At 75.1% G+C, this 18886-nt stretch carries 15 protein-coding genes; 12 read left to right on the top strand and 3 right to left on the bottom strand.

The features are described 5' to 3' along the window. Positions 1–269: 269 nt before the first annotated feature. Positions 270–1517 carry a hypothetical protein gene (locus tag ACI79K_RS15955; protein ID WP_456600171.1) on the top strand — a complete coding sequence of 416 codons (1248 nt, stop codon included), beginning with the start codon at positions 270–272 and terminating at the stop codon, positions 1515–1517. A gap of 146 nt (positions 1518–1663) precedes the next feature. After that, positions 1664–3064, top strand: a complete 1401-nt coding sequence (locus tag ACI79K_RS15950; RefSeq protein ID WP_456600170.1) for a phenylacetate--CoA ligase family protein — start codon at positions 1664–1666, stop codon at positions 3062–3064. Between the two features lie 73 nt (positions 3065–3137). Here the strand turns inward: ACI79K_RS15950 and ACI79K_RS15945 are convergent, their stop codons facing one another. The 3 genes from ACI79K_RS15945 to ACI79K_RS15935 are packed head-to-tail and all read right to left on the bottom strand — an operon-like array spanning position 3138 to position 6618. Next, the gene (locus tag ACI79K_RS15945; protein WP_456600169.1) at positions 3138–4187 is read right to left on the bottom strand and encodes a glycosyltransferase family 4 protein; all 1050 of its coding nucleotides are present in this window, start codon (positions 4185–4187) and stop codon (positions 3138–3140) included. Then, positions 4184–5404: a hypothetical protein gene (locus tag ACI79K_RS15940; RefSeq protein ID WP_456600168.1), complete on the bottom strand. Its 1221-nt coding sequence runs from the start codon at positions 5402–5404 to the stop codon at positions 4184–4186. The genes ACI79K_RS15945 and ACI79K_RS15940 overlap by 4 nt, the downstream gene beginning before the upstream one ends. Further along, on the bottom strand, positions 5401–6618 hold the full coding sequence (locus ACI79K_RS15935) for a YveK family protein (protein ID WP_456600167.1): 1218 nt from the start codon (positions 6616–6618) through the stop codon (positions 5401–5403). Before ACI79K_RS15935 ends, ACI79K_RS15940 begins: the two co-directional genes overlap by 4 nt. A gap of 338 nt (positions 6619–6956) precedes the next feature. Here ACI79K_RS15935 and ACI79K_RS15930 point away from each other — a divergent pair, with 338 nt between their 5' ends. The 10 genes from ACI79K_RS15930 to ACI79K_RS15885 all read left to right on the top strand — a co-directional run bounded on the left by ACI79K_RS15930 (position 6957) and on the right by ACI79K_RS15885 (position 18841). Then, entirely contained in the window at positions 6957–7415 is a 459-nt protein-coding gene (locus tag ACI79K_RS15930) for an adenylyltransferase/cytidyltransferase family protein (protein ID WP_456598072.1), read from the top strand. A 101-nt stretch (positions 7416–7516) separates the two neighbouring features. Then, entirely contained in the window at positions 7517–11056 is a 3540-nt protein-coding gene (mfd, locus tag ACI79K_RS15925; protein ID WP_456600166.1) for a transcription-repair coupling factor, read from the top strand. A gap of 89 nt (positions 11057–11145) precedes the next feature. Beyond that, the gene (locus ACI79K_RS15920) at positions 11146–12129 is read left to right on the top strand and encodes a SurA N-terminal domain-containing protein (RefSeq protein ID WP_456600165.1); all 984 of its coding nucleotides are present in this window, start codon (positions 11146–11148) and stop codon (positions 12127–12129) included. A 4-nt stretch (positions 12130–12133) separates the two neighbouring features. Further along, a complete protein-coding gene (locus ACI79K_RS15915; RefSeq protein ID WP_456590533.1) occupies positions 12134–13060 on the top strand; it encodes a MazG family protein in 927 nt (308 codons plus the stop codon). 167 nt (positions 13061–13227) lie between these two features. Then, a complete protein-coding gene (locus ACI79K_RS15910; protein ID WP_456590534.1) occupies positions 13228–14568 on the top strand; it encodes a mechanosensitive ion channel family protein in 1341 nt (446 codons plus the stop codon). A gap of 60 nt (positions 14569–14628) precedes the next feature. Next, positions 14629–15906: a phosphopyruvate hydratase gene (eno, locus tag ACI79K_RS15905; RefSeq protein ID WP_456590535.1), complete on the top strand. Its 1278-nt coding sequence runs from the start codon at positions 14629–14631 to the stop codon at positions 15904–15906. Between the two features lie 10 nt (positions 15907–15916). Next, positions 15917–16513 (top strand): septum formation initiator family protein, encoded by a 597-nt coding sequence (locus tag ACI79K_RS15900; RefSeq protein ID WP_456600164.1) that lies wholly within the window; start codon positions 15917–15919, stop codon positions 16511–16513. Further along, on the top strand, positions 16513–17073 hold the full coding sequence (locus tag ACI79K_RS15895) for a DUF501 domain-containing protein (RefSeq protein ID WP_456590537.1): 561 nt from the start codon (positions 16513–16515) through the stop codon (positions 17071–17073). The genes ACI79K_RS15900 and ACI79K_RS15895 overlap by 1 nt, the downstream gene beginning before the upstream one ends. Beyond that, on the top strand, positions 17070–18062 hold the full coding sequence (locus ACI79K_RS15890) for a Ppx/GppA phosphatase family protein (protein ID WP_456600163.1): 993 nt from the start codon (positions 17070–17072) through the stop codon (positions 18060–18062). Before ACI79K_RS15895 ends, ACI79K_RS15890 begins: the two co-directional genes overlap by 4 nt. Positions 18063–18079: 17 nt before the next feature. Beyond that, positions 18080–18841 (top strand): uracil-DNA glycosylase, encoded by a 762-nt coding sequence (locus tag ACI79K_RS15885; protein ID WP_456590539.1) that lies wholly within the window; start codon positions 18080–18082, stop codon positions 18839–18841. Positions 18842–18886: the final 45 nt, after the last annotated feature.

The following is an 18886-nucleotide window of genomic DNA, read 5'->3' as shown; positions in this document are numbered from 1 at the left end:
TGTGGGCGGCGGGGACGGCGGAGCCGGCCGGGCCGGCGATGACCTGGACCGATGACACCGCCGGTCTGCAGGTGGCCGGTTCGGTGGGTCTGACCGCGCACCGGCCGGGCAGCAGCACCGCGGCCACCGCGGTGCGGTTCGGCGGGATCACGGTGACCGCGCTGGACTGACCGCGAGCCCGGAGCCGTCCGTCACCCCGTCCGGGTGACGGACGGCGCCGTCCGCGCCGAGCAGCACACGACCTCGGAGAGGATTCCACCGTGACGGGGGTGCGAGAACTGCTTCGGCGTCCGGTCAGCGGCGCCCTGGCCGGGCAGGCCACCGCAGCGCTCGCGGGGCTGGTGCTCCAGGTCGCCGCCGCCCGTGAGCTCGGTGCCGCCGGGCTGGCGACGTTCTCCCTGAGCTATGGGGGGCTCGTGCTCGCGACGGCGGTCAGCAGCGGCCTGGTGGGTACCGGCCTGACCATCCTGGATCGCCAGGAGCCGCGGGTCAGGGCCGGCCTGCACGTGTGGACCGTCCTGATCGGCCTCGCCGTCGGGGCCGTCGGTGTGCTGGCGGCCGGCTGGAGCCAGGCCGTCCCTCCGTGGGCCGTTCCGGTGGCCGGCGCGGCCTGCGCGGCCTTCATCGCCGAGGACACCCTCCGCCGGCTGCTGATGGCGGCCGGGCGCTTCTGGTCCCTCCCCGCCGTGGATCTGACCAGCCTGGTCCTGTCGGTCGGCGTGCTCGCCCTCGCCGGCCTCACCGGCGACATCTCTCTCGCGGCGTTCGTCGTCGCGGTCCTCATCGGGCAGAGCGGCGGGGCGCTCGTGGCCTGGTGGTGCCTGCCGGCCGGCGAACGCCCGCGCGGGCCGTGGCGGCGTCCGGCGCTGCGTGCCGTCGGCTCCTTCGGCGTGTGGTCGGCCATGACGCAGACCATCCGGCCGGCTTCGCTCACGCTGTTGCGCATCCTGCTCATCGCCGTGGTCGGCGCGGCCGCGTACGGCCCGGTGGAGATCGCCCGGGTCTACACGGCACCGACGCTGCTCGTGGTCGCGGGCCTGGGGTCGTTCCTGCTGCCGCAGTTCGCGCGGTTGCGGCACCGCGGGCTGCCGGTCGGCCTCCGGGTCGCCGACCGGGCCGCCGCCCTCCTCACCCTCGGGACGGCGGTGCTGGGCGGGCTGGGGCTGCTGCTGCTCCCCTGGCTGGGCGACCTGGTGACCGACGGCAGCTACCCGGTCCCCGCAGCGGCTGTGGTGGCCTGGACCGGGTACGCGATGACCGCCGCCGTGGCGCTCCCGTACGGCTGCCTGGCCATGGTGCACGGCGGGCAGCGCCGGGTACTGGCGACGCGGACCTGGGAGCTGGCCTCGCTGGTCATCGCCGCGCTGCTGGTCATCCGTCTCGACGGCGGCGAGGTCTGGGCTCCGCTGGCGCTGGCCGTCGGCCCGGCCCTCGCCGCGGTCGTCCTCCGGCGCTCGCTGCTGGTGCCGACCGCCAGCGAGGAGGCCGCACCCACGCCCGACCCGGCGCGGGCGTGACGACGCGGCCTCGCGGGCCGCGCGGAGGTGGCGCGGGTGGCCCTCACCCTTTCGGGCCGGGAGGTCTGTCGGCGTGCCCGGCCGTGCCGAAGACTTGAGCAGGCGCTCTCTCCGGAGCGCCCCCGTCGCTCAAGGAGAAGGTCGTCGTGCGCACTGACAGGGAACGCGGGAGCCGGCCTCTGGGCTCGGTGCTCGCGGGGCCAGCCTTCCGGGCCAAGTCCGCCACCGTCCGCCGGCGCAGCGGCGCCTTCCTCCACGAGCTGATGGAGCACCAGACCCTGGCACCGGAGGCCCTGCGCGACCTGCAGTGGCAACGCGCAACGCGGCAGCTGCGGTGGGCCACCGAGGCCACCACGTTCTACCCGTCCTTCTACGCCCGCCACGGGGTCGACGTCTCCGCCGTCCGGAGCTGGGACGACTGGGAGGCGCTCCCGATCCTCGACCGGACGACCGTCAAGGAGAACTCCGCCGGCTTCCTGTCCACGGAGGCCCGTCGCGGCACCGTCCGCGAGGCGCTGACCGGCGGCAGCACGGGGCAGCCGCTCCAGACCAAGCACGACGCCCGGGTTCCGTCGCTGGCGCTGGCCTGGCGGATGTACTCCTGGTGGGGCGTCCAGCCGTGGGACAACCTCGCGCGGGTGGCGCGGTGGGGTTTCGGCCGGCTGGACGCACTGAAGAACGACCTCCTGTGGTGGCCCAGCCGTCAGACCTACCTGGACGCCGCGCTCCTGAGCCCCGAATCGATGCACACCTTCCACCGCCGGCTCTGGGCGACGCGCCCGGCGCTCCTCGAGGGGTACGTCGGGTCGATGCTCGAGTTCGCCGACTTCCTCGAGCAATCGGGCCTGCGCGTGCCCCCGCTGACGGCGGTCGCGACGACCGCGGCGCCTCTCACCTCGTCGGCCCGCCGCCGGCTGGAGTCCTCCTTCGATGCCCCCGTGTACGACGAGTACCGCGGATCGGAGTTCGGCTGGATGGCCGGCGAGTGCCGGGAACGCAACGGCCTCCACACCTTCGCCGACGTGCGCCTCATCGAGGTGGTCGACGACGAGGGCCGCCCCCTTCCGCCCGGGGAGGTCGGGCACCTCGTGCTCACCGACCTGACCAACCGGGTGTTCCCGCTCATCCGCTACCGCCTCGGGGACCGTGGGGCGCTGACCGGCGAGCCGTGCGCCTGCGGGGTCACGCTGCCGATGATGCGCCAGCCCGACGGCCGATCCACCGACGTGCTGCGGCTGCCGAGCGGCCGATCGCTGAACCACCGCCTGATGGCCATGTTCAGCAATCACCCGGACAGCGTGCGGCTCTTCCAGATCCACCAGCGTGCCGACTACTCGATCGTCGTCCGGGTCGTCCTCGGTCCGGGCCCCGACAGCGCACGGCACGTCGAGGCGGCCGTCGAGGGGCTCCGCCGGCGCATCGAGGACGAGGTGCAGGTCACCACGGAGTACGTCGACCACCTACCGTTCACCGGCGGAAAGATCAAGTACGTGGTGTCGGATCTCGCGCCCGCCGTCCTCGGGACGGCGGTCACGCCGGCCGGCTGATCAACCGGCCGGCGCGGTCGCCACCGGCTCCCGACGACCTCGGCGGGACGACGGGGCGCGCCCCCGTCGACGGTCAGCGCAGCGCGAGCCGCTGCACCACCGCGGCGCGGATGCGGCCGACGACCTCCGGCCACGTCGGTACGTGCACCATCGGGCTCTGGCTCGGCGGGCCGGTCAGCTCGGTCCGCACCGCGGCCGCCAGCGCCTCGGGGTTGCGAGGGTCGGCGAAGGTCGCGGTCGGCGCCAGCTCACGGAAAGCCGGGATGTCGCTGAGCACCACGGGGGCGCCGGCGAGGGCAGCCTCGACAAGCGGCAAGCCGAACCCCTCGTCGAGAGACGGGAAGACGAAGAGTCGGCAGTTCTCGTAGAGCCAGGCCAGTGCGCCGTCGTCCACACCGCCGACGAAGCGGATCCGGGGATCGTCCGAAAGCACTCCGACGGCCTTCCCGTCGGGTTCGCCGACCACGACCAGCGGTCGCTCGGCGCTGACCAGGCCCTCGCTGAGAACGGCGTGGACGAGCCGGCCCACGTTCTTGCGCACGTTGAGCCGGCCCACGCACAGCAGGAAGCTCCCCGGCGTCAGGCCCAGCCCCGGGTCGGCGGCCCGGCGGCTGCGGAGCGACTCCGGGAAGCTCAGTCCCACCGGCACGACCTTGCCGGCCAGCGCAGGCCGGACGCGGGCGATGCGGTCGGCTTCTGCCCGCGTCGACGTCAGCACGAGGTCGGCGCGCCGGGCCGACCACGGCATCCCGGCGAAGTAGGCCCGCTCGACACGGGTGAAGAACTCGGGGTGGTCGTCGAACATCAGGTCGTGGATGAAGGTGGCGCGCAGCGCCCGGCTCCGCAACGGGGTGAAGTTCTGGGCGAGCACGACATCTGCGTCGGCGGCCGTCCCCAGCTCGGTCAGCACGCTGATCCCGTGAGGTGAGCGGTGCACCGGGACCACCCTGACGGGCGCATCGCCCACGAGTTCGCGCGCCTGTTCCAGGTGTCGGCGCGGCACGGCCACGGTGAGCTCGTCCTCGGGGTAGACCGCCGGCCAGGTGCGGACCAGCGAGTCCACGACCCGTCGTCCCGACGGTTGACCCGCCACCCACCAGTACGCGTCGAGCAGCACTCTCACCGGGCCGCCACCTCCGTCCGTCGCACCGGCACGCCCGCCGGGTCATCCCTCAGCCGGTGCCGGGATCCGCCTTCGACCAGCAGGGACACCGCCATGAAGCAGAGAAAGGCCGGCGTTGCGTCGAACAGGCCGCTCTCGACCGGGCTCCGGCCGAGGAGGAACGCCAGCAGCCCCAGGAACAGCGCCCGGTGCGCCCGCGGGGCCCGCAGGGCACCACGCAGCACCCACAACACCCAACCGGCGGAGAGGGCGACGCCGAGCAGCCCGCCCTGCACGAGCGCCGAGACCCAGCTGCTGTCCAAGGGCTGCTGGTCCCACCACTGGCCCCTCACCTCGATCACCTTCACCGACAGCCCACCGCCGAACAAGCGCTGCCACAGCGTGTCCGCCCACGTGTCCGCTGCATCCCAGGCGATGAAGCGGGACTCGAGGGTGCTGATGCCGGTTCCGTCGCGGGTCGCGAACGCGCCCAGCGCGCCTGTGGCGACCGCCACGACCGTGCCGACCGCGGCCAGCAGCAGCCCGCCCACCACCAGCCCGACCGGTGCCCGCCGGAGGTGCAGCGCCACCACCACGAGGCCGAGCATCAGCATCAGCAGCCCGGTCCGAGAGCCGGTCGCCCAGACCACGGCCAGCGCGGCCGCGGCGGCGACGGCGCTGCCCGGACCAGCCTTCCCGAGGACCACGTGCCACGCGGCCACGAGGGCCACGATGCCGGCCAGCAGGGCCAGCTCGTTGGGGGTCAGCGGTGGGATCCCGCCTGCCAGCCGTCCGGTGGCGGCGGTGGGCAGCCCGGTGACCGTCGCGGCGAGCGCCACGATGCCGCAGGCCTGGCCCAGCGCGGTGATGACCTCCTCGACCGATGCGGAGCGGAGCAGGAAGACGACCGTGAGCCCGAGCATCGCCACCCGGACGGCGACCGTCGCGCCGACCAGGAACGAGCCGGCCGTGAACGCGCCGAAGACCGAGCCGGTGAGGACGGCCGCGAGCACCCACACCGTCCCGGTGCCCAGAGGTCGACGCGGACTGCTCCCCGCCGCGAGCACCGCCAGTGCCAGGGCCACCACGATGACGAGCGCCTTGCCGACGACCACGGGGTCCAGCGAGCCGGCGAAGTACTGGCCCCGCCGCCAGCCCACCGTGCCGGTGAGCAGCAGGAGCGCGATGACCAGGCGGCCGGCCGGACCGGCGAGCGGTAGCGGCCAGGGGTCGCTCACCGCTGCGGCGGGCGCGGGGCCGGTGCCCCGGGCGCCGCGGCGCCGGCGGTGACCGCCGTGACGGTCGCAGCCTCCGTCGGTGAGGCGCCGCGGGGCGGCACGGCGCGGACCTCGGCGGAGGGCGGGCCGTCGGGCGCCGACCGGGTGCGGTGGTCGATGAGGGCGATGGCGAGCGGGTGGAGCCCGACGTGGCCGAGGATGCGCCGCAGCTCACGCAGCTCCGCGCGAGCCACCTGACCGGCCGGGATGGCCAGGACGACGTCGTCGGAGCGTTCGGTGGCTTCCCGCCACTCCCGCAGCGGCGCCATCGGGTCGGCCACCTCGAGCCGGACCCGTGCGTCCTCCCCACCCCCGGCGGAGTAGCCGACCGCTACGGACATGCCGCGGCCGCGGAGCACCGCGGCGACGTCCTCGGCGAACTCCAGCGGCGCCAGAGCCTCGGTGGGCGCCGGGCAGAGCAGCAGCACGTGCACCGGTCCTTCCTCGGCGGCGGCTTCCAGGCGGCGGGCGAGGAGCACGGCGGGCCGTCCGGTCAGAGCGCTGCGCCGGGCGCGGCCGGTCAGCGGTGCGAGCACCTCCACCGTGCCGTCCCCCGGCCAGGCGCGTGCGGCGTCCTCGGCCGTGTGCACGGTGTCGTCGAGCCGGTCGCGGACGATCGCGCCGGCCAGCCCGAGGAACAGGCCGACGACCAGTCCGAGCCCGACCAGGTGGGAGGCCACCGGGGCCACCGGGGCGACCGGCGCGTTCGCGGGGTCGGTGACGGTGAGCTCGACGGGCCGGTTGCCGGACGACGGCGTCTCCAGTTCCTCGACCACCTCGGTGAACTGCGCGGCCACGGCGTTGGCGATCGCCGCCGCACGTGCCGGATCACCGCCCCGCACGGCGATCTCGACCTGCGAGGTGTCCCGCGGGTTGGTCGCCGAGATACTGGCCCGCAGCTCGCGGACGCTCTCGGCCAGCTCCAGCTGGTCGGCGACCGGGCCCAGCACGGCCTCGCTGATGACGACGTCGGGATAGCTCTTGATCCGCTGGTTGATGAACGAGGCGCTGTTCGGGATCGAGGGCGAGACCGACGCGAACACCTGGGCCGTGGCCTGGTAGGTCGAGGGCGTCAGGACGAGGACCAACGTGCCCAGCAGGGCGCCCAGCACCGTGGTCCCCACCCAGACCGGCCACCGCCTGCGCAGTGCAGCGAGGTAGTCGTGCAGTTCCACGTCGGTCGCTCCTCACCGTGCCGGCGCCGCACGCCGGTGGCCGGGGGCGGACTCCGGCCGTCCGGGTCGTCTGTCCGGGCCGACGTTAGGTTCGGGCGGCAGGCCGGGACAGGGGACGACCGGTCCGGATCACCCCATGGGGGCACCGGCCGGCCGACGGCCGCCAGGCACGGCGCCCGATGGGGTGAACCCCCCTCCGGAACTCACAATGCGTCACCTCCATCGGGCTAGCGTCGGGGCTCGGCAGCAGCTCACCGCGATATTCGATGAGCTCTCTGTCACGCAATGTGACCGGCAGCCGCCGATGACGCGCGCCGGACGGACGATCGGGGGATCGCATGACGGTGATCGGCTACGCGCCAGGGGCCTACGACCTGTTCCACGTCGGGCACCTGAACATCCTCCGGCACGCGGCCGACCACTGCGACCGGCTGATCGCCGGCGTCGTCTCCGACGAGATGCTGCTGCAGACCAAGGGTCGGGCCCCGGTCATCCCGCTGGCCGAGCGCATGGAGATCGTCGGCAGCCTGCGGTTCGTCGACGCCGTGCACGCCGAGGTGGTCCCCGACAAGATCGACACCTGGCGCGAGGTCGGGTTCGACGTCCTCTTCAAGGGCGACGACTGGCGGGGCACCACCAAGGGCCTGAAGCTCGAGCGCGACTTCGCCGAGGTCGGCGTCCGGGTGCACTACTTCCCGTACACGATGCACACCTCCAGCACGATCCTGCGCAAGGCGCTGGCGGCCATCGAGGCGGAGCAGCCGGTGGGCCGGGTGGCCCGCGCCCGCACCTCCTGAGCGGGGCGGCGCCTGTCGGGGGTGCCGTCTAGCCTGGGGAGCGGCCCCGGCCGCACTCGGCGGTCCGTGCGAGGCCGGACAACCTCAGGAGAAGAAGAAGCGTGACCCTGCGCGGCGTGCTCGACGTCGTCCTCACCGACCCCGGCATGGCCCGCGTGGTCGCCTCCGCCGGGAGCGCCGAGCTCGCCGTCACCGCACCACCGACGGTGCAGCCGCTGGTGGCGGGCGCCCTCGCCGCACCGGCGCCGGGCGCCGGCGTGCCCGTCCTCGTCGTCACCGCGGGGGAGCGCGACGCCGACGCGGCCGCCGACCTGCTGCGCTGCTTCGTCCCGGGCCGCCGGGTGGAGGTCTTCCCGGCCTGGGAGACGCTGCCCCACGAGCGGCTCAGCCCGCGCGCGGACACCGTCGGCCGGCGGCTGGCCGTGCTGCGGGACCTCACGCACCCGGGGGAGAACGGTGCGATCGACGTCCTCGTCGCCCCGGTCCGCAGCGTGCTCCAGCCGCTGGCCCCCGGGCTCGGTGACCTGGTGCCGGTCGAGCTGAAGCCCGGGGACTCGGCCGAGCTGGACGACATCGCCCAGGCGCTCTCCGACGCCGCCTACACGCGCGTGGAGCTGGTCGAGAAGCGCGGCGAGTTCGCCGTCCGCGGTGGCCTCCTCGACGTCTTCCCGCCCACCGAGCCGCATCCGGTGCGCGTGGAGTTCTGGGGCGACGAGGTCGACGAGCTGCGGTACTTCTCCGCCGCCGACCAGCGGTCGCTGGACGAGCGCCCCGAGCGGCTGTGGGCCCCGCCGTGCCGCGAGCTGCTGCTCACCGAGGAGGTGCGCGCCCGTGCCGCCGCGCTGGCGGTCGAGCACCCCGGCCTGATCGAGGTCCTGGGGAAGCTCGCCGAGGGCATCGCCGTGGAGGGCATGGAGTCGCTGACCCCCGCCCTCATCGGCGACGCGGCCATGCAGCTGCTCACCGACCTGGTGCCCGCGGGCACGCACGTCCTGGTCTGCGACCCCGAGCGGGTGCGCAGCCGGGCGGCCGACCTGGTGCGCACCGCGGAGGAGTTCCTCGCCGCCTCGTGGGCGACCGCCGCCGAGGCGGGGGAGGCGCCGCTGGACCTGGGCGCGTCCTCCTTCCGGGACCTCGCCGACGTCGAGGCCGCGGCCCGCGGCCGCGGCCTGCCCTGGTGGACCACCGGCGCCTTCACCCTGCAGGCCGAGGACGACGAGCGGCAGGTGACCCTCGACGCCACACCCGTCGAGCGCTTCCACGGCGACCAGGGCGCCGCCGTCGAGCGCATGCGGGGCTGGCACCGCGACGGGTGGCGGGTCGTCGTCACCTTCGCCGGCCCCGGCCCCGCGCAGCGAGCCGCCGACCAGCTCACCGAGGCCGAGCTCGGCGTCCGGCTGGTGCCCGACCTGGCCACCGCCCCCGACCCCGGGCTGACCCACGTCACCCAGGGCAACCTCGAGGCCGGGTTCGCCTTCCCGGGCGTCGGGCTGGCGCTGGTCACCGAGCACGACCTGACCGGCCAGCGCGGCACGACGATGCGCGACGCGGTGAAGATGCCCGCCCGCCGGCGCAACGCCGTCGACCTGGTGCAGCTGCAGCCGGGCGACCTCGTGGTGCACGAGCAGCACGGCGTCGGCCGCTACATCGAGATGATCAGCCGCACCGTCAACGGCGGCCAGCGCGACTACCTGATCGTCGAGTACGCGCCGTCGCGGCGGAACCAGCCGCCGGACCGGCTGTTCGTGCCCACCGACGCCCTCGACCAGCTGACCCGCTACGTCGGCGGGGAGTCGCCGGCGCTGTCCAAGCTCGGCGGCGCCGACTGGCAGAAGACCAAGAGCCAGGCCCGCAAGGCGGTCAAGCAGATCGCCGGCGAGCTGATCCGGCTGTACTCCGCGCGCATGGCGACCCAGGGCCACGCCTTCGGGCCCGACACGGTCTGGCAGCGCGAGCTGGAGGACGCCTTCCCCTTCCAGGAGACCCCCGACCAGCTGGCCGCGATCGACGAGGTCAAGGCCGACATGCAGCAGACGGTGCCGATGGACCGGATCATCTGCGGCGACGTCGGCTACGGGAAGACCGAGATCGCGATCCGGGCCGCGTTCAAGGCGGTGCAGGACGGCAAGCAGGTCGCCGTCCTGGTGCCGACGACGCTGCTGGCCAACCAGCACTTCAAGACCTTCTCCGAGCGGGTCGCACAGTTCCCGGTGACGGTGAAGGTGCTCTCCCGGTTCCAGTCCGACCGCGAGACCACCGAGATCCTCCGGCAGCTGGCCGCCGGCGAGATCGACATCCTGGTCGGCACCCACCGGCTGCTGCAGCCGACCACCCGGTGGAAGGACCTCGGGCTGGTCATCGTCGACGAGGAGCAGCGCTTCGGCGTCGAGCACAAGGAGTACCTGAAGACGATGCGGACGGCGGTCGACGTCCTGTCGATGTCGGCCACCCCGATCCCGCGCACCCTGGAGATGAGCCTCACCGGCATCCGCGAGATGTCGACGATCCTCACCCCGCCCGAGGAGCGGCACCCCGTGCTCACCTACGTGGGCGCGTGGAACGACAAGCAGATGGCGGCGGCGATCCGCCGGGAGCTGCTGCGCGACGGCCAGGTCTTCGTGATCCACAACCGGGTGCAGTCGATCGACAAGGCCGCCGCGAAGATCCGCCACCTGGTGCCCGAGGCCCGCATCGCCGTCGGCCACGGGCAGATGAAGGAGCACGAGCTCGAGCGGATCATGGTCGGCTTCTGGGAGAAGGAGTACGACGTCCTGGTCGCGACGACGATCGTCGAGTCCGGCCTGGACATCCCGAACGCCAACACCCTGATCGTCGACCGGGCGGACACGTTCGGGCTCTCCCAGTTGCACCAGATCCGCGGCCGGGTCGGCCGTGGGCGGGAGCGGGCCTACGCCTACTTCACCTACGACCCCACCCGCACGCTCACCGAGACCTCGGTCGACCGGCTGACCACCATCGCGAACAACACCGACCTCGGCGCCGGCATGGCGGTGGCGATGAAGGACCTGGAGATCCGCGGCTCGGGCAACCTGCTCGGCGGCGAGCAGTCCGGGCACATCGCCGGCGTCGGCTTCGACCTGTACGTGCGGCTGGTCGGCGAGGCGGTGGCCGACTACCGGGCGCAGGTGACCGGTGAGGAGGCGCCCGCCGAGCCGGTGGAGGTGCGGGTTGACCTGCCGGTCGACGCACACCTGCCGCACGACTACGTGCCCGGCGAGCGGCTGCGCATGGAGGCCTACCGCAAGGTCGCGTCCATCCAGGACGAGGCGCAGGCGCAGGCGGTGCTCGACGAGCTCACCGACCGGTACGGCGCCCCGCCGGCGCCGGTGCTCAACCTGCTGGCCGTGGCCCGCTTCCGGGTGGCTATGCGGGAACTCGGCATCACCGAGGTCTCGCTGCAGGGCCGCACCATCCGGGTCGGCCCGGTGGACCTGCCGGAGTCCAAGCAGATGCGGCTGGCCCGCCTGGCCGACGGCGCCTCCTACAAGGCGGCCGTGCGGACCATCTCGCTCAAGGTGCCGGTCGGCCCCGACCGCCGCACGCCGCTGCGCGACGTCGCCCTGCTGGAGAACCTGCACGCCACGCTGACCGCCGTCCTCGGGGCCCCGGTCGCGGCGTAGCGGGCGCTGCCACGGCCCTGCTGCAGGGGGCCGCGCCGAGCGTGCGAGGCGTGGGGGCAGCAGGGTCCTTTTCGTGGGAGTCTCCCGGCGTGCTGATCCACCGCGCCGCCCGGTCGTGTGCCGCCGTGTCCCTGGCCGTCCTCGCCCTGACCGGTTGCCGGTCGGCACCGGACGTCGCCGCCTACGTGGGCGAGGAGCGGATCGGCGTCGCCGAGCTCGAGGCGGAGGTCGCCGACCGGCTCGCCGACGCCGGTGTGGCCGCCACCGCGCAGGGGCGTGAGGAGCAGCTCACCCGCCGGGTGCTGGGCCTGCTCGTCGAGGGCGAGGTGCACGACGCCGCGGCCGAGCGCTACGGGGTGCAGGTCACCGACGCCGAGGTGACCCGCCGGATCGAGGAGCTGCTGGGCGACGACGACCCCGAGGCCGTCTACGCGCGGCTCGCCGAGCAGGGCATCGGCCGGGCGGACGTCCGGGAGAGCGTGCGCCAGCAGCTGGTGCGCCAGGAGATCGCCGCCGCCGAAGGGACGGCGGACCCGCTGGACGAGGCTGCCCTGCGGGCCCGGTACCAGGAGGTCCGCGAGGAGCTGGGCCAGATCGAGTTCGGCTACGTCACCGTGCCGGACCAGGCCACCGCCACCGCCGTCATCGCGGAGCTGACCGCCGACCCGGCCCGCTACGCCGCGGTGGCCGCGCGGTTCGCCGGCCCGTACACGCTGCCGGAGCTCGGACGCCGGGCCGCCGACGAGCTGCCGCCCGCGCTGAGCGCGCCGCTGGTCACCGCCGAACCGGGGACGGCGGTCGCGGTCCCGGTGCCCGAGACGGGCGGGGTCGTCGTCGCCTTCCGCGCCGGCACCGTCTACCCGTCCTTCGAGGAGCTGCGGCCGCAACTGGTCGAGGAGGCCGGCGAGCAGGCGGAGGCCTCGGTCCGGCCGCTGCTCGACGAGGTGCGGGCCGACCTCGACATCGCGGTCAACCCCCGCTACGGGACCTACGAGGAGGGTCGGCTGCTGCCCGCCCAGAGCGGGGTGGTCGACCTCCTCGACGATGCGCCGGCGGCTGCTTCGGCAGACTGAGCCGGTGCCCGTCGCGCTCGCCGTCCCCGTCAGCCCCCGCCTGCCCGGCCTGCTGAGCCCCGCCGGGTGGCGGGCGGTCTCCTCGGGGCGCCCGCTGGCTGCCCTGCCCGGGGCAGCCGGCACCGCTGCGGTGCTGCGCGCCGACGGGCTGGCCGTCGCCGAGGTGCCCGACCTCGCCGCCGCCGGCGCCCTGGCCGGCGACGTCGTCCTGCTGGTCCCCGCCGGGGAACCGGTCCCCGGTGCGGAGCTCGTCGCCGCAGCCCCGGAGCCCGCCGGGGTGCGGCTGCTGGACGTCGTCGCGGTCATGGACCGGCTGCGCTCGCCCGGCGGGTGCCCGTGGGACGCCGAGCAGACGCACGCGTCGCTGCGCGGGTACCTGCTCGAGGAGGCGCACGAGGCCTACGACGCGATCGTCGACGACGACCCGGCCGCCATGCGCGAGGAGCTCGGCGACGTGCTGCTGCAGGTGGTCTTCCACGCCCGCGTCGCCGCCGAGGCGGGGGAGCAGCGGCGCTTCGACGTCGACGACGTCGCCGGTGACCTGGTCGACAAGCTGGTCCGCCGGCACCCGCACGTGTTCGGCGACGCCGGGCCGCGCGATGTCGCCCAGGTGGAGGCCGGCTGGGAGGAGATCAAGAAGGCCGAGAAGCAGCGCCGCTCGCCCACCGAGGGCGTCTCCCGCTCGCAGCCCGCGGCGTCGTGGGGCGCGGCCCTGGTGCGCCGGGCCGGTCGGGCGGGGCTCCCCACGCCCGAGCCGGCCGAGCTGGCCGACGCGAGCCCGGAGGCGCTCGGCGAGCGGCTGCTGGCCGTCGTCGCCGCGGCCGAGGCGCGCGGGTGGGACGTGGAGGACGCGCTGCGGGAGGCGGTGCGCCGCTACGCCGGCGAGCTCGACGCCGCCGCGACCCGACCCGACCGGGGGACGTCGACCTGACGGGCGGTGCGTCGGCTCGCTAGCGTGGAGGACCACCGACGGCGCGTGATGCGCCGGGCCGGGAAGCGAGCAGCGACGACGCGCCACCGGCCCGGGGACCACCGCCTGCCGCCGACGAGGATCCGGCGGCCGTACCCGACCGGAGAGGAGCCGCTCCGCTGTCCGCCGTGCTCTCCGCCCCTGCCGATGACCCGGTCGGCCCCGACGAGGCCGTCGAGGGCGTGTCCGGCCTGATCCCGTCCGAGACCTGGCAGGTGCTCCTCGTCTGCGCCGGCGCCGCCCTGGCGGCCTGGCTGCTCGGCGTCCTCATCGGCGTCGTGGTCCGGCGGGTGGGCCGTGGCTCGCCCGTGACCGCCGACCTCTCCCGGCGGGGCCGCACCCCGCTGCGCGCGCTGCTGGTGCTGGTGGCGCTGACCGTCGTCCTCGAGGCGGCCGACGACCTGGGGGACTGGGCGGAGGTCGTCGTCCACGTACTGGCCCTGAGCGTGATCGCGACCATCGGCTGGCTGGTCGCCGTGGCGGTCTTCGTCGCCGCCGATGCCTGGCTCGCCCGGTACGACGTCGACGTCGCGGACAACCGGCACGCCCGGCGGGTGCGCACGCAGATCTCGCTGCTGCGCCGGCTGGCCGTCGTCGTCGTCGCCGTGCTCACGGTCGCGGGGATGCTCCTGACCTTCCCCGGCGCCCGCGCCGCCGGCGCCAGCATCCTGGCCAGCGCCGGCGTGATCTCGATCGTCGCCGGCCTGGCCGCCCAGACCTCGCTGGCCAACGTCTTCGCGGGCCTGCAGCTGGCCTTCACCGACGCGATCCGCGTCGACGACGTGGTCGTCGTGGAGGAGGAGTGGGGCCGCATCGAGGAGATCACCCTCACCTACGTGGTCGTGCACGTCTGGGACGACCGGCGGCTGGTGCTGCCCTCGACCTACTTCACGACCACGCCGTTCCAGAACTGGACCCGCAAGGAGTCCGCCGTCCTCGGCGCCGTCGAGCTCGACGTGGACTGGACGACGCCGTTCGACCGGATGCGCGAGGAGCTCGACCGGCTGGTCACCGGGAACGAGAACTGGGACCAGCGGGTCAAGGTCCTGCAGGTGACCGACGCCGTCGGCGCTCTCGTGCGGGTCCGCGTGCTGGTCAGCGCGCAGGACGCGGGGACCCTGTTCGACCTGCGCTGCGCCGTCCGGGAGGGGCTCGTCGGCTGGCTGCAGCGGGAGGCCCCGCACGCCCTGCCGCGCGTCCGGAACGAGGGCGCCGCCGGGTACGAGACCGCCGGGCGGCGCGGACCGCGGCCGGCCCCCGACCCCCGCACCGCACCCCGGCCGGCGCGCCCGTCCGGCCGCGGGCCCGCGACCAGCGAGGGGCTCTTCACCGGGAGCCTGGAGGCCCGCAAGCGCTCCCAGGCCTTCAGCGGGCCGAGCGAGGAGGACCAGGCCGAGCGCGCCCGCCACGACCGGACGGCCGGGGACGAGGGGACCGCGGAGCAGGAGCGGGGCCCGTCGGCGCCCTGATCCGGCGGGGCGCGGCCGGGGGAGGCCTCGCCGACAGTTCCGGCTGGTTAGGCTGCCCCCGTGCCGAGCATCGATGCCGTAGGCGCGCGGGAGATCCTCGACTCGCGCGGAAACCCCACCGTGGAGGTCGAGGTCGCCCTCGACGACGGGACGATCGCCCGGGCCGCCGTGCCCAGCGGAGCCTCCACGGGCGCCTTCGAGGCGGTCGAGCTGCGGGACGGGGGTGAGCGCTACGGCGGCAAGGGAGTGACCAGGGCCGTCGACGGCGTCCTCGACGTCATCGGCCCCGAGCTCGTCGGCTACGAGGCCAGCGAGCAGCGGCTGATCGACCAGCGCCTGCTCGACCTCGACGGCACGCCGGACAAGTCCCGCCTGGGGGCCAACGCCATCCTCGGCGTCAGCCTCGCCGTCGCGCGGGCCGCGGCGGACTCCACCGGCCTCCCGCTGTTCCGCTACGTCGGCGGCCCGTCGGCGCACCTGCTGCCCGTGCCGATGATGAACATCCTCAACGGCGGCGCCCACGCCGACAGCAACGTCGACGTGCAGGAGTTCATGATCGCCCCCGTCGGGGCGGCCACGTTCGCCGAGGCGCTGGCGATGGGCACGGAGACCTACCACGCGCTGAAGGCGGTGCTCAAGGGCCGCGGCCTGGCCACCGGCCTGGGCGACGAGGGCGGCTTCGCGCCCGACCTGCCGAGCAACCGGGACGCCCTGGACCTCATCGCCGAGGCGGTGGAGAAGGCCGGCTACAGCCTCGGCACCGACATCGCCTTCGCGCTCGACGTCGCCGCCACCGAGTTCCACACCGACGGCGGCTACGACTTCGAGGGCCAGTCCCGGTCGGCGGAGTACCTGGTCGACTACTACCGCGGCCTGGTCGACGCCTACCCGATCGTCTCCATCGAGGACCCGCTCGACGAGGAGGACTGGGACGGCTGGATCGCCATGACCGCCGCCCTGGGTGACCGGGTGCAGATCGTCGGCGACGACCTGTTCGTCACCAACCCGGCGCGCCTGGCCGACGGCATCGCGCGCAAGGCCGCCAACGCGCTGCTGGTCAAGGTCAACCAGATCGGCACGCTCACCGAGACCCTGGACGCGGTGAACCTGGCCCACCGCAACGGCTACCGCTGCATGATGAGCCACCGCTCGGGCGAGACGGAGGACACCACGATCGCCGACCTCGCCGTCGCCACCGACTGCGGGCAGATCAAGACCGGTGCGCCGGCCCGCAGCGAGCGGGTGGCCAAGTACAACCAGCTGCTGCGCATCGAGGAGGAGCTCGACGACGCCGCCCGCTACGCCGGCGCCGCCGCCTTCCCGCGGCTGAACGGCTGAGCGGAGGCCGATGAGCAGCGTGCGCGGCCGGCGGGGCGGAGGCGAGACACGGCGCGCGACCGGCCGGGTGCCGCGGGTGCACCACTCGCGGCCGGTCCGTACCGGGCTGCGCTCGGGGGCGTCCAGCCGGCCGGCGCAGCGGCGTCCGAACCGTCGCCCGGAGCGCCGACCGACCGCCTCGGTCGCGCCCCGTCGCCGCCCGCTGTTCACCGGCCGCGCCGTCGTGCTGGTCGGCCTGGTCCTGTTGCTCGCGCTCACCCTCGCCGGGCCGATCCGGCAGTACCTGGCCGGCCAGGCCGAGCTCGCCCGGCTGGCCGCGGAGGGCCGGCAGCTCGACGCGCGGGTCGGCGAGCTGCAGGGCGAGCTGGCGCGGCAGGCCAACCCCGCCTACGCCCAGCGGCAGGCGCGGGAGCGGCTCTCCTACGTCCTCCCCGGCGACCGGCTGGTGCTCGTCGTCGACGGGGACGCCGTCGAGGGTGACGCCGGGACGCTGGCGGCCGCCGCGGACCCGGGGCCGCTGCCCTGGTACGAGGGGCTGATGCGGTCGGTGGCCGAGGCCGACGGCGGCGTGGTCGACCAGCCGGACGACGAGGAGGTGGCGGAGTGATGGAGGACCCCGCTACCCCCCCGGCCTCGCACGCTCGGCCCGGGCCCCTGCAGCGGGGCCGTTCCAGCCCCGTCAGCGAGGAGGACCGCGAGGTCGTCGCCCGGCAGCTCGGCCGCCCGCCCCGTGCGCTGGCGGGTGTCGCGCACCGGTGCCCCTGCGGCCAGCCGGACGTGGTCGAGACCTCGCCGCGGCTGGAGGACGGCACGCCGTTCCCGACGCTCTACTACCTCACCTGCCCGCGGGCCTCGGCCGCCGCGAGCCGGCTGGAGTCGACCGGCCGGATGCGGGAGTGGCAGGCGGAGCTGGCCACCGATCCCGAGCTCGCCGCCGGCTACCGGGCCGCGCACGAGGCCTACCTCGCCGAGCGCGACGCGAAGGACGTGCTGCCCACCCGCGCCACCGCCGGTGGCATGCCTGACCGGGTCAAGTGCCTGCACGCGCTGGCCGGCCACGCGCTGGCCGCCGGCCCCGGCGTCAACCCGATCGGTGACCGCGCGGTCGCCGAGATGGGGGAGTGGTGGGCGAAGGGCCCCTGCGCCCGGCCGGAGGGCGACGCATGACGCGGGTCGCGGCGATCGACTGCGGCACCAACTCCATCCGCCTGCTCGTGGCCGACGTGCCGGCGCAGGGCGGGCACACCGACCTGCTGCGGCGGATGGAGGTGGTGCGCCTCGGCCAGGGCGTGGACGCGACCGGCCGGCTGGCGCCGGAGGCGATCGAGCGCACCCGCGTGGTGCTCGCCGAGTACGCGGCGGCGGCCCGGGACCTGGGCGCCACCGACGTCCGGATGGTCGCCACCAGCGCCACCCGCGACGCGGCGAACCGCGCCGACTTCGAGGACATGGTGCGGGCCACCCTGGGGCGCACACCCGATGTGGTGACCGGCCGGGAGGAGGCCGAGCTCTCCTTCCTCGGCGCCACCGGCTCGCTCGCCGCCGCGGCCGCCGCGCACGGGCTGACACCCGCACCGGCTCCCTGGCTCGTCGTCGACATCGGCGGCGGCTCCACCGAGTTCGTGCTCGGGGACGCCGACGGCGTGACCGCGGCCCGCTCGGTCGACATCGGCTGCGTGCGGCTGACCGAGCGGCACCTGCACAACGACCCGCCCACCCCGGAGCAGATCGCGCGGACCGAGCGCGACGTCCGCGCCGCGCTGGCCCAGGTCGGCGCCGAGGTGCCGGTCTCCCGCGCGGCGAGCCTGGTCGGGCTGGCCGGCTCCGTCACCACCGTGGCGGCCCTCGCACTGGGCCTGCCCACCTACGACTCCGCGGCGATCCACGGCTCGCGCATCCCGGTGGCCGACGTCCGCCGGGTCGCCGCCGACCTGCTGGGGGCCACCCGGGCGCGCCGCGCCGCCGAGCCGGTGATGCACCCGGGCCGGGTCGACGTGATCGGCGCCGGCGCGCTCATCCTGCGGGTGCTCATGGAGGAGTTCGGCCTGGCCGAGGTGACCGTCAGCGAGCACGACATCCTCGACGGCATCGCCCTGCGCCTCGCCCGCGACCGGCCCCGTCCAGAGGCTCGCCGCGAGCGTGCGAGCGGGGAGTAGGACGGGGTCCTTCTCCTATGCCTGTAGACGCCGGCGGCTTCCCCGTCACCCGCACCCCCGCCGGGGTGGCGCGCAGTGCCCGTGGTGCGCGTGAGCTGCCGGTCCTCGACGCGCGCATCTCCGGCTGCTACGCCTGCCCGCGGCTGGTGGCGTGGCGCGAGGAGGTCGCCCGGGTCAAGCGGGCGTCCTTCCGCGACCAGGACTACTGGGGCCGTCCGGTGCCGGGCCTGGGACCCGCCGATGCGCGGATCGCCGTCGTCGGCCTCGCGCCGGCCGCGCACGGCGGGAACCGCACCGGCCGGGTCTTCACCGGCGACCGCAGCGGTGACTGGATCTTCGCCGCGCTGTGGCGGGCCGGCCTGGCCAACCAGCCGACGTCGACGCACGCCGGCGACGGGCTGGAGCTCACCGACGTGCGGGTGGCCGCCGCGGTGCGCTGCGCCCCGCCGGCCAACGCGCCCACCCCTGAGGAGCGGGACACCTGCTCGCCGTGGCTGGCCCGCGAGCTGGAGCTGCTGCCCCGGCTGCGGGTGGTCGTCGTCCTCGGCGGCTTCGGCTGGACTGCGCTGTGGCCGGTGCTCGCCGCCGCCGGGTACGCGCTGCCACGCCCGCGGCCGGCGTTCGGGCACGGGGTCGAGGTGGAGCTGACCGGGCCGCGCGGCCCGCTGACCCTGCTGGGCAGCTACCACGTCAGCCAGCAGAACACCTTCACCGGCAGGCTCACCGAGCCGATGCTGGACGCTGTCCTCGCCCGGGCGACCGAGCTGGCCGCCGGCTGACCGGCGGCGGTCCCGCGCGGCCGGGCCCGGTCCGGCTAGCGTGCG

The sequence above is a fragment of the Blastococcus sp. SYSU DS0616 genome (assembly GCF_054051015.1).
The sequence above is the reverse complement of the archived record's forward strand: the minus strand, read 5'-3'. Positions and strand labels throughout refer to the sequence as shown.

Coding starts and splice junctions, on each gene's coding strand:
- ACI79K_RS15890 (WP_456600163.1), top strand. CDS start 17,070: ATGACGCGGGTCGCGGCGATCGACTGCGGCACCAACTCCATCCGCCTG.
- ACI79K_RS15895 (WP_456590537.1), top strand. CDS start 16,513: ATGGAGGACCCCGCTACCCCCCCGGCCTCGCACGCTCGGCCCGGGCCC.
- ACI79K_RS15885 (WP_456590539.1), top strand. CDS start 18,080: ATGCCTGTAGACGCCGGCGGCTTCCCCGTCACCCGCACCCCCGCCGGG.
- ACI79K_RS15900 (WP_456600164.1), top strand. CDS start 15,917: ATGAGCAGCGTGCGCGGCCGGCGGGGCGGAGGCGAGACACGGCGCGCG.
- ACI79K_RS15930 (WP_456598072.1), top strand. CDS start 6,957: ATGACGGTGATCGGCTACGCGCCAGGGGCCTACGACCTGTTCCACGTC.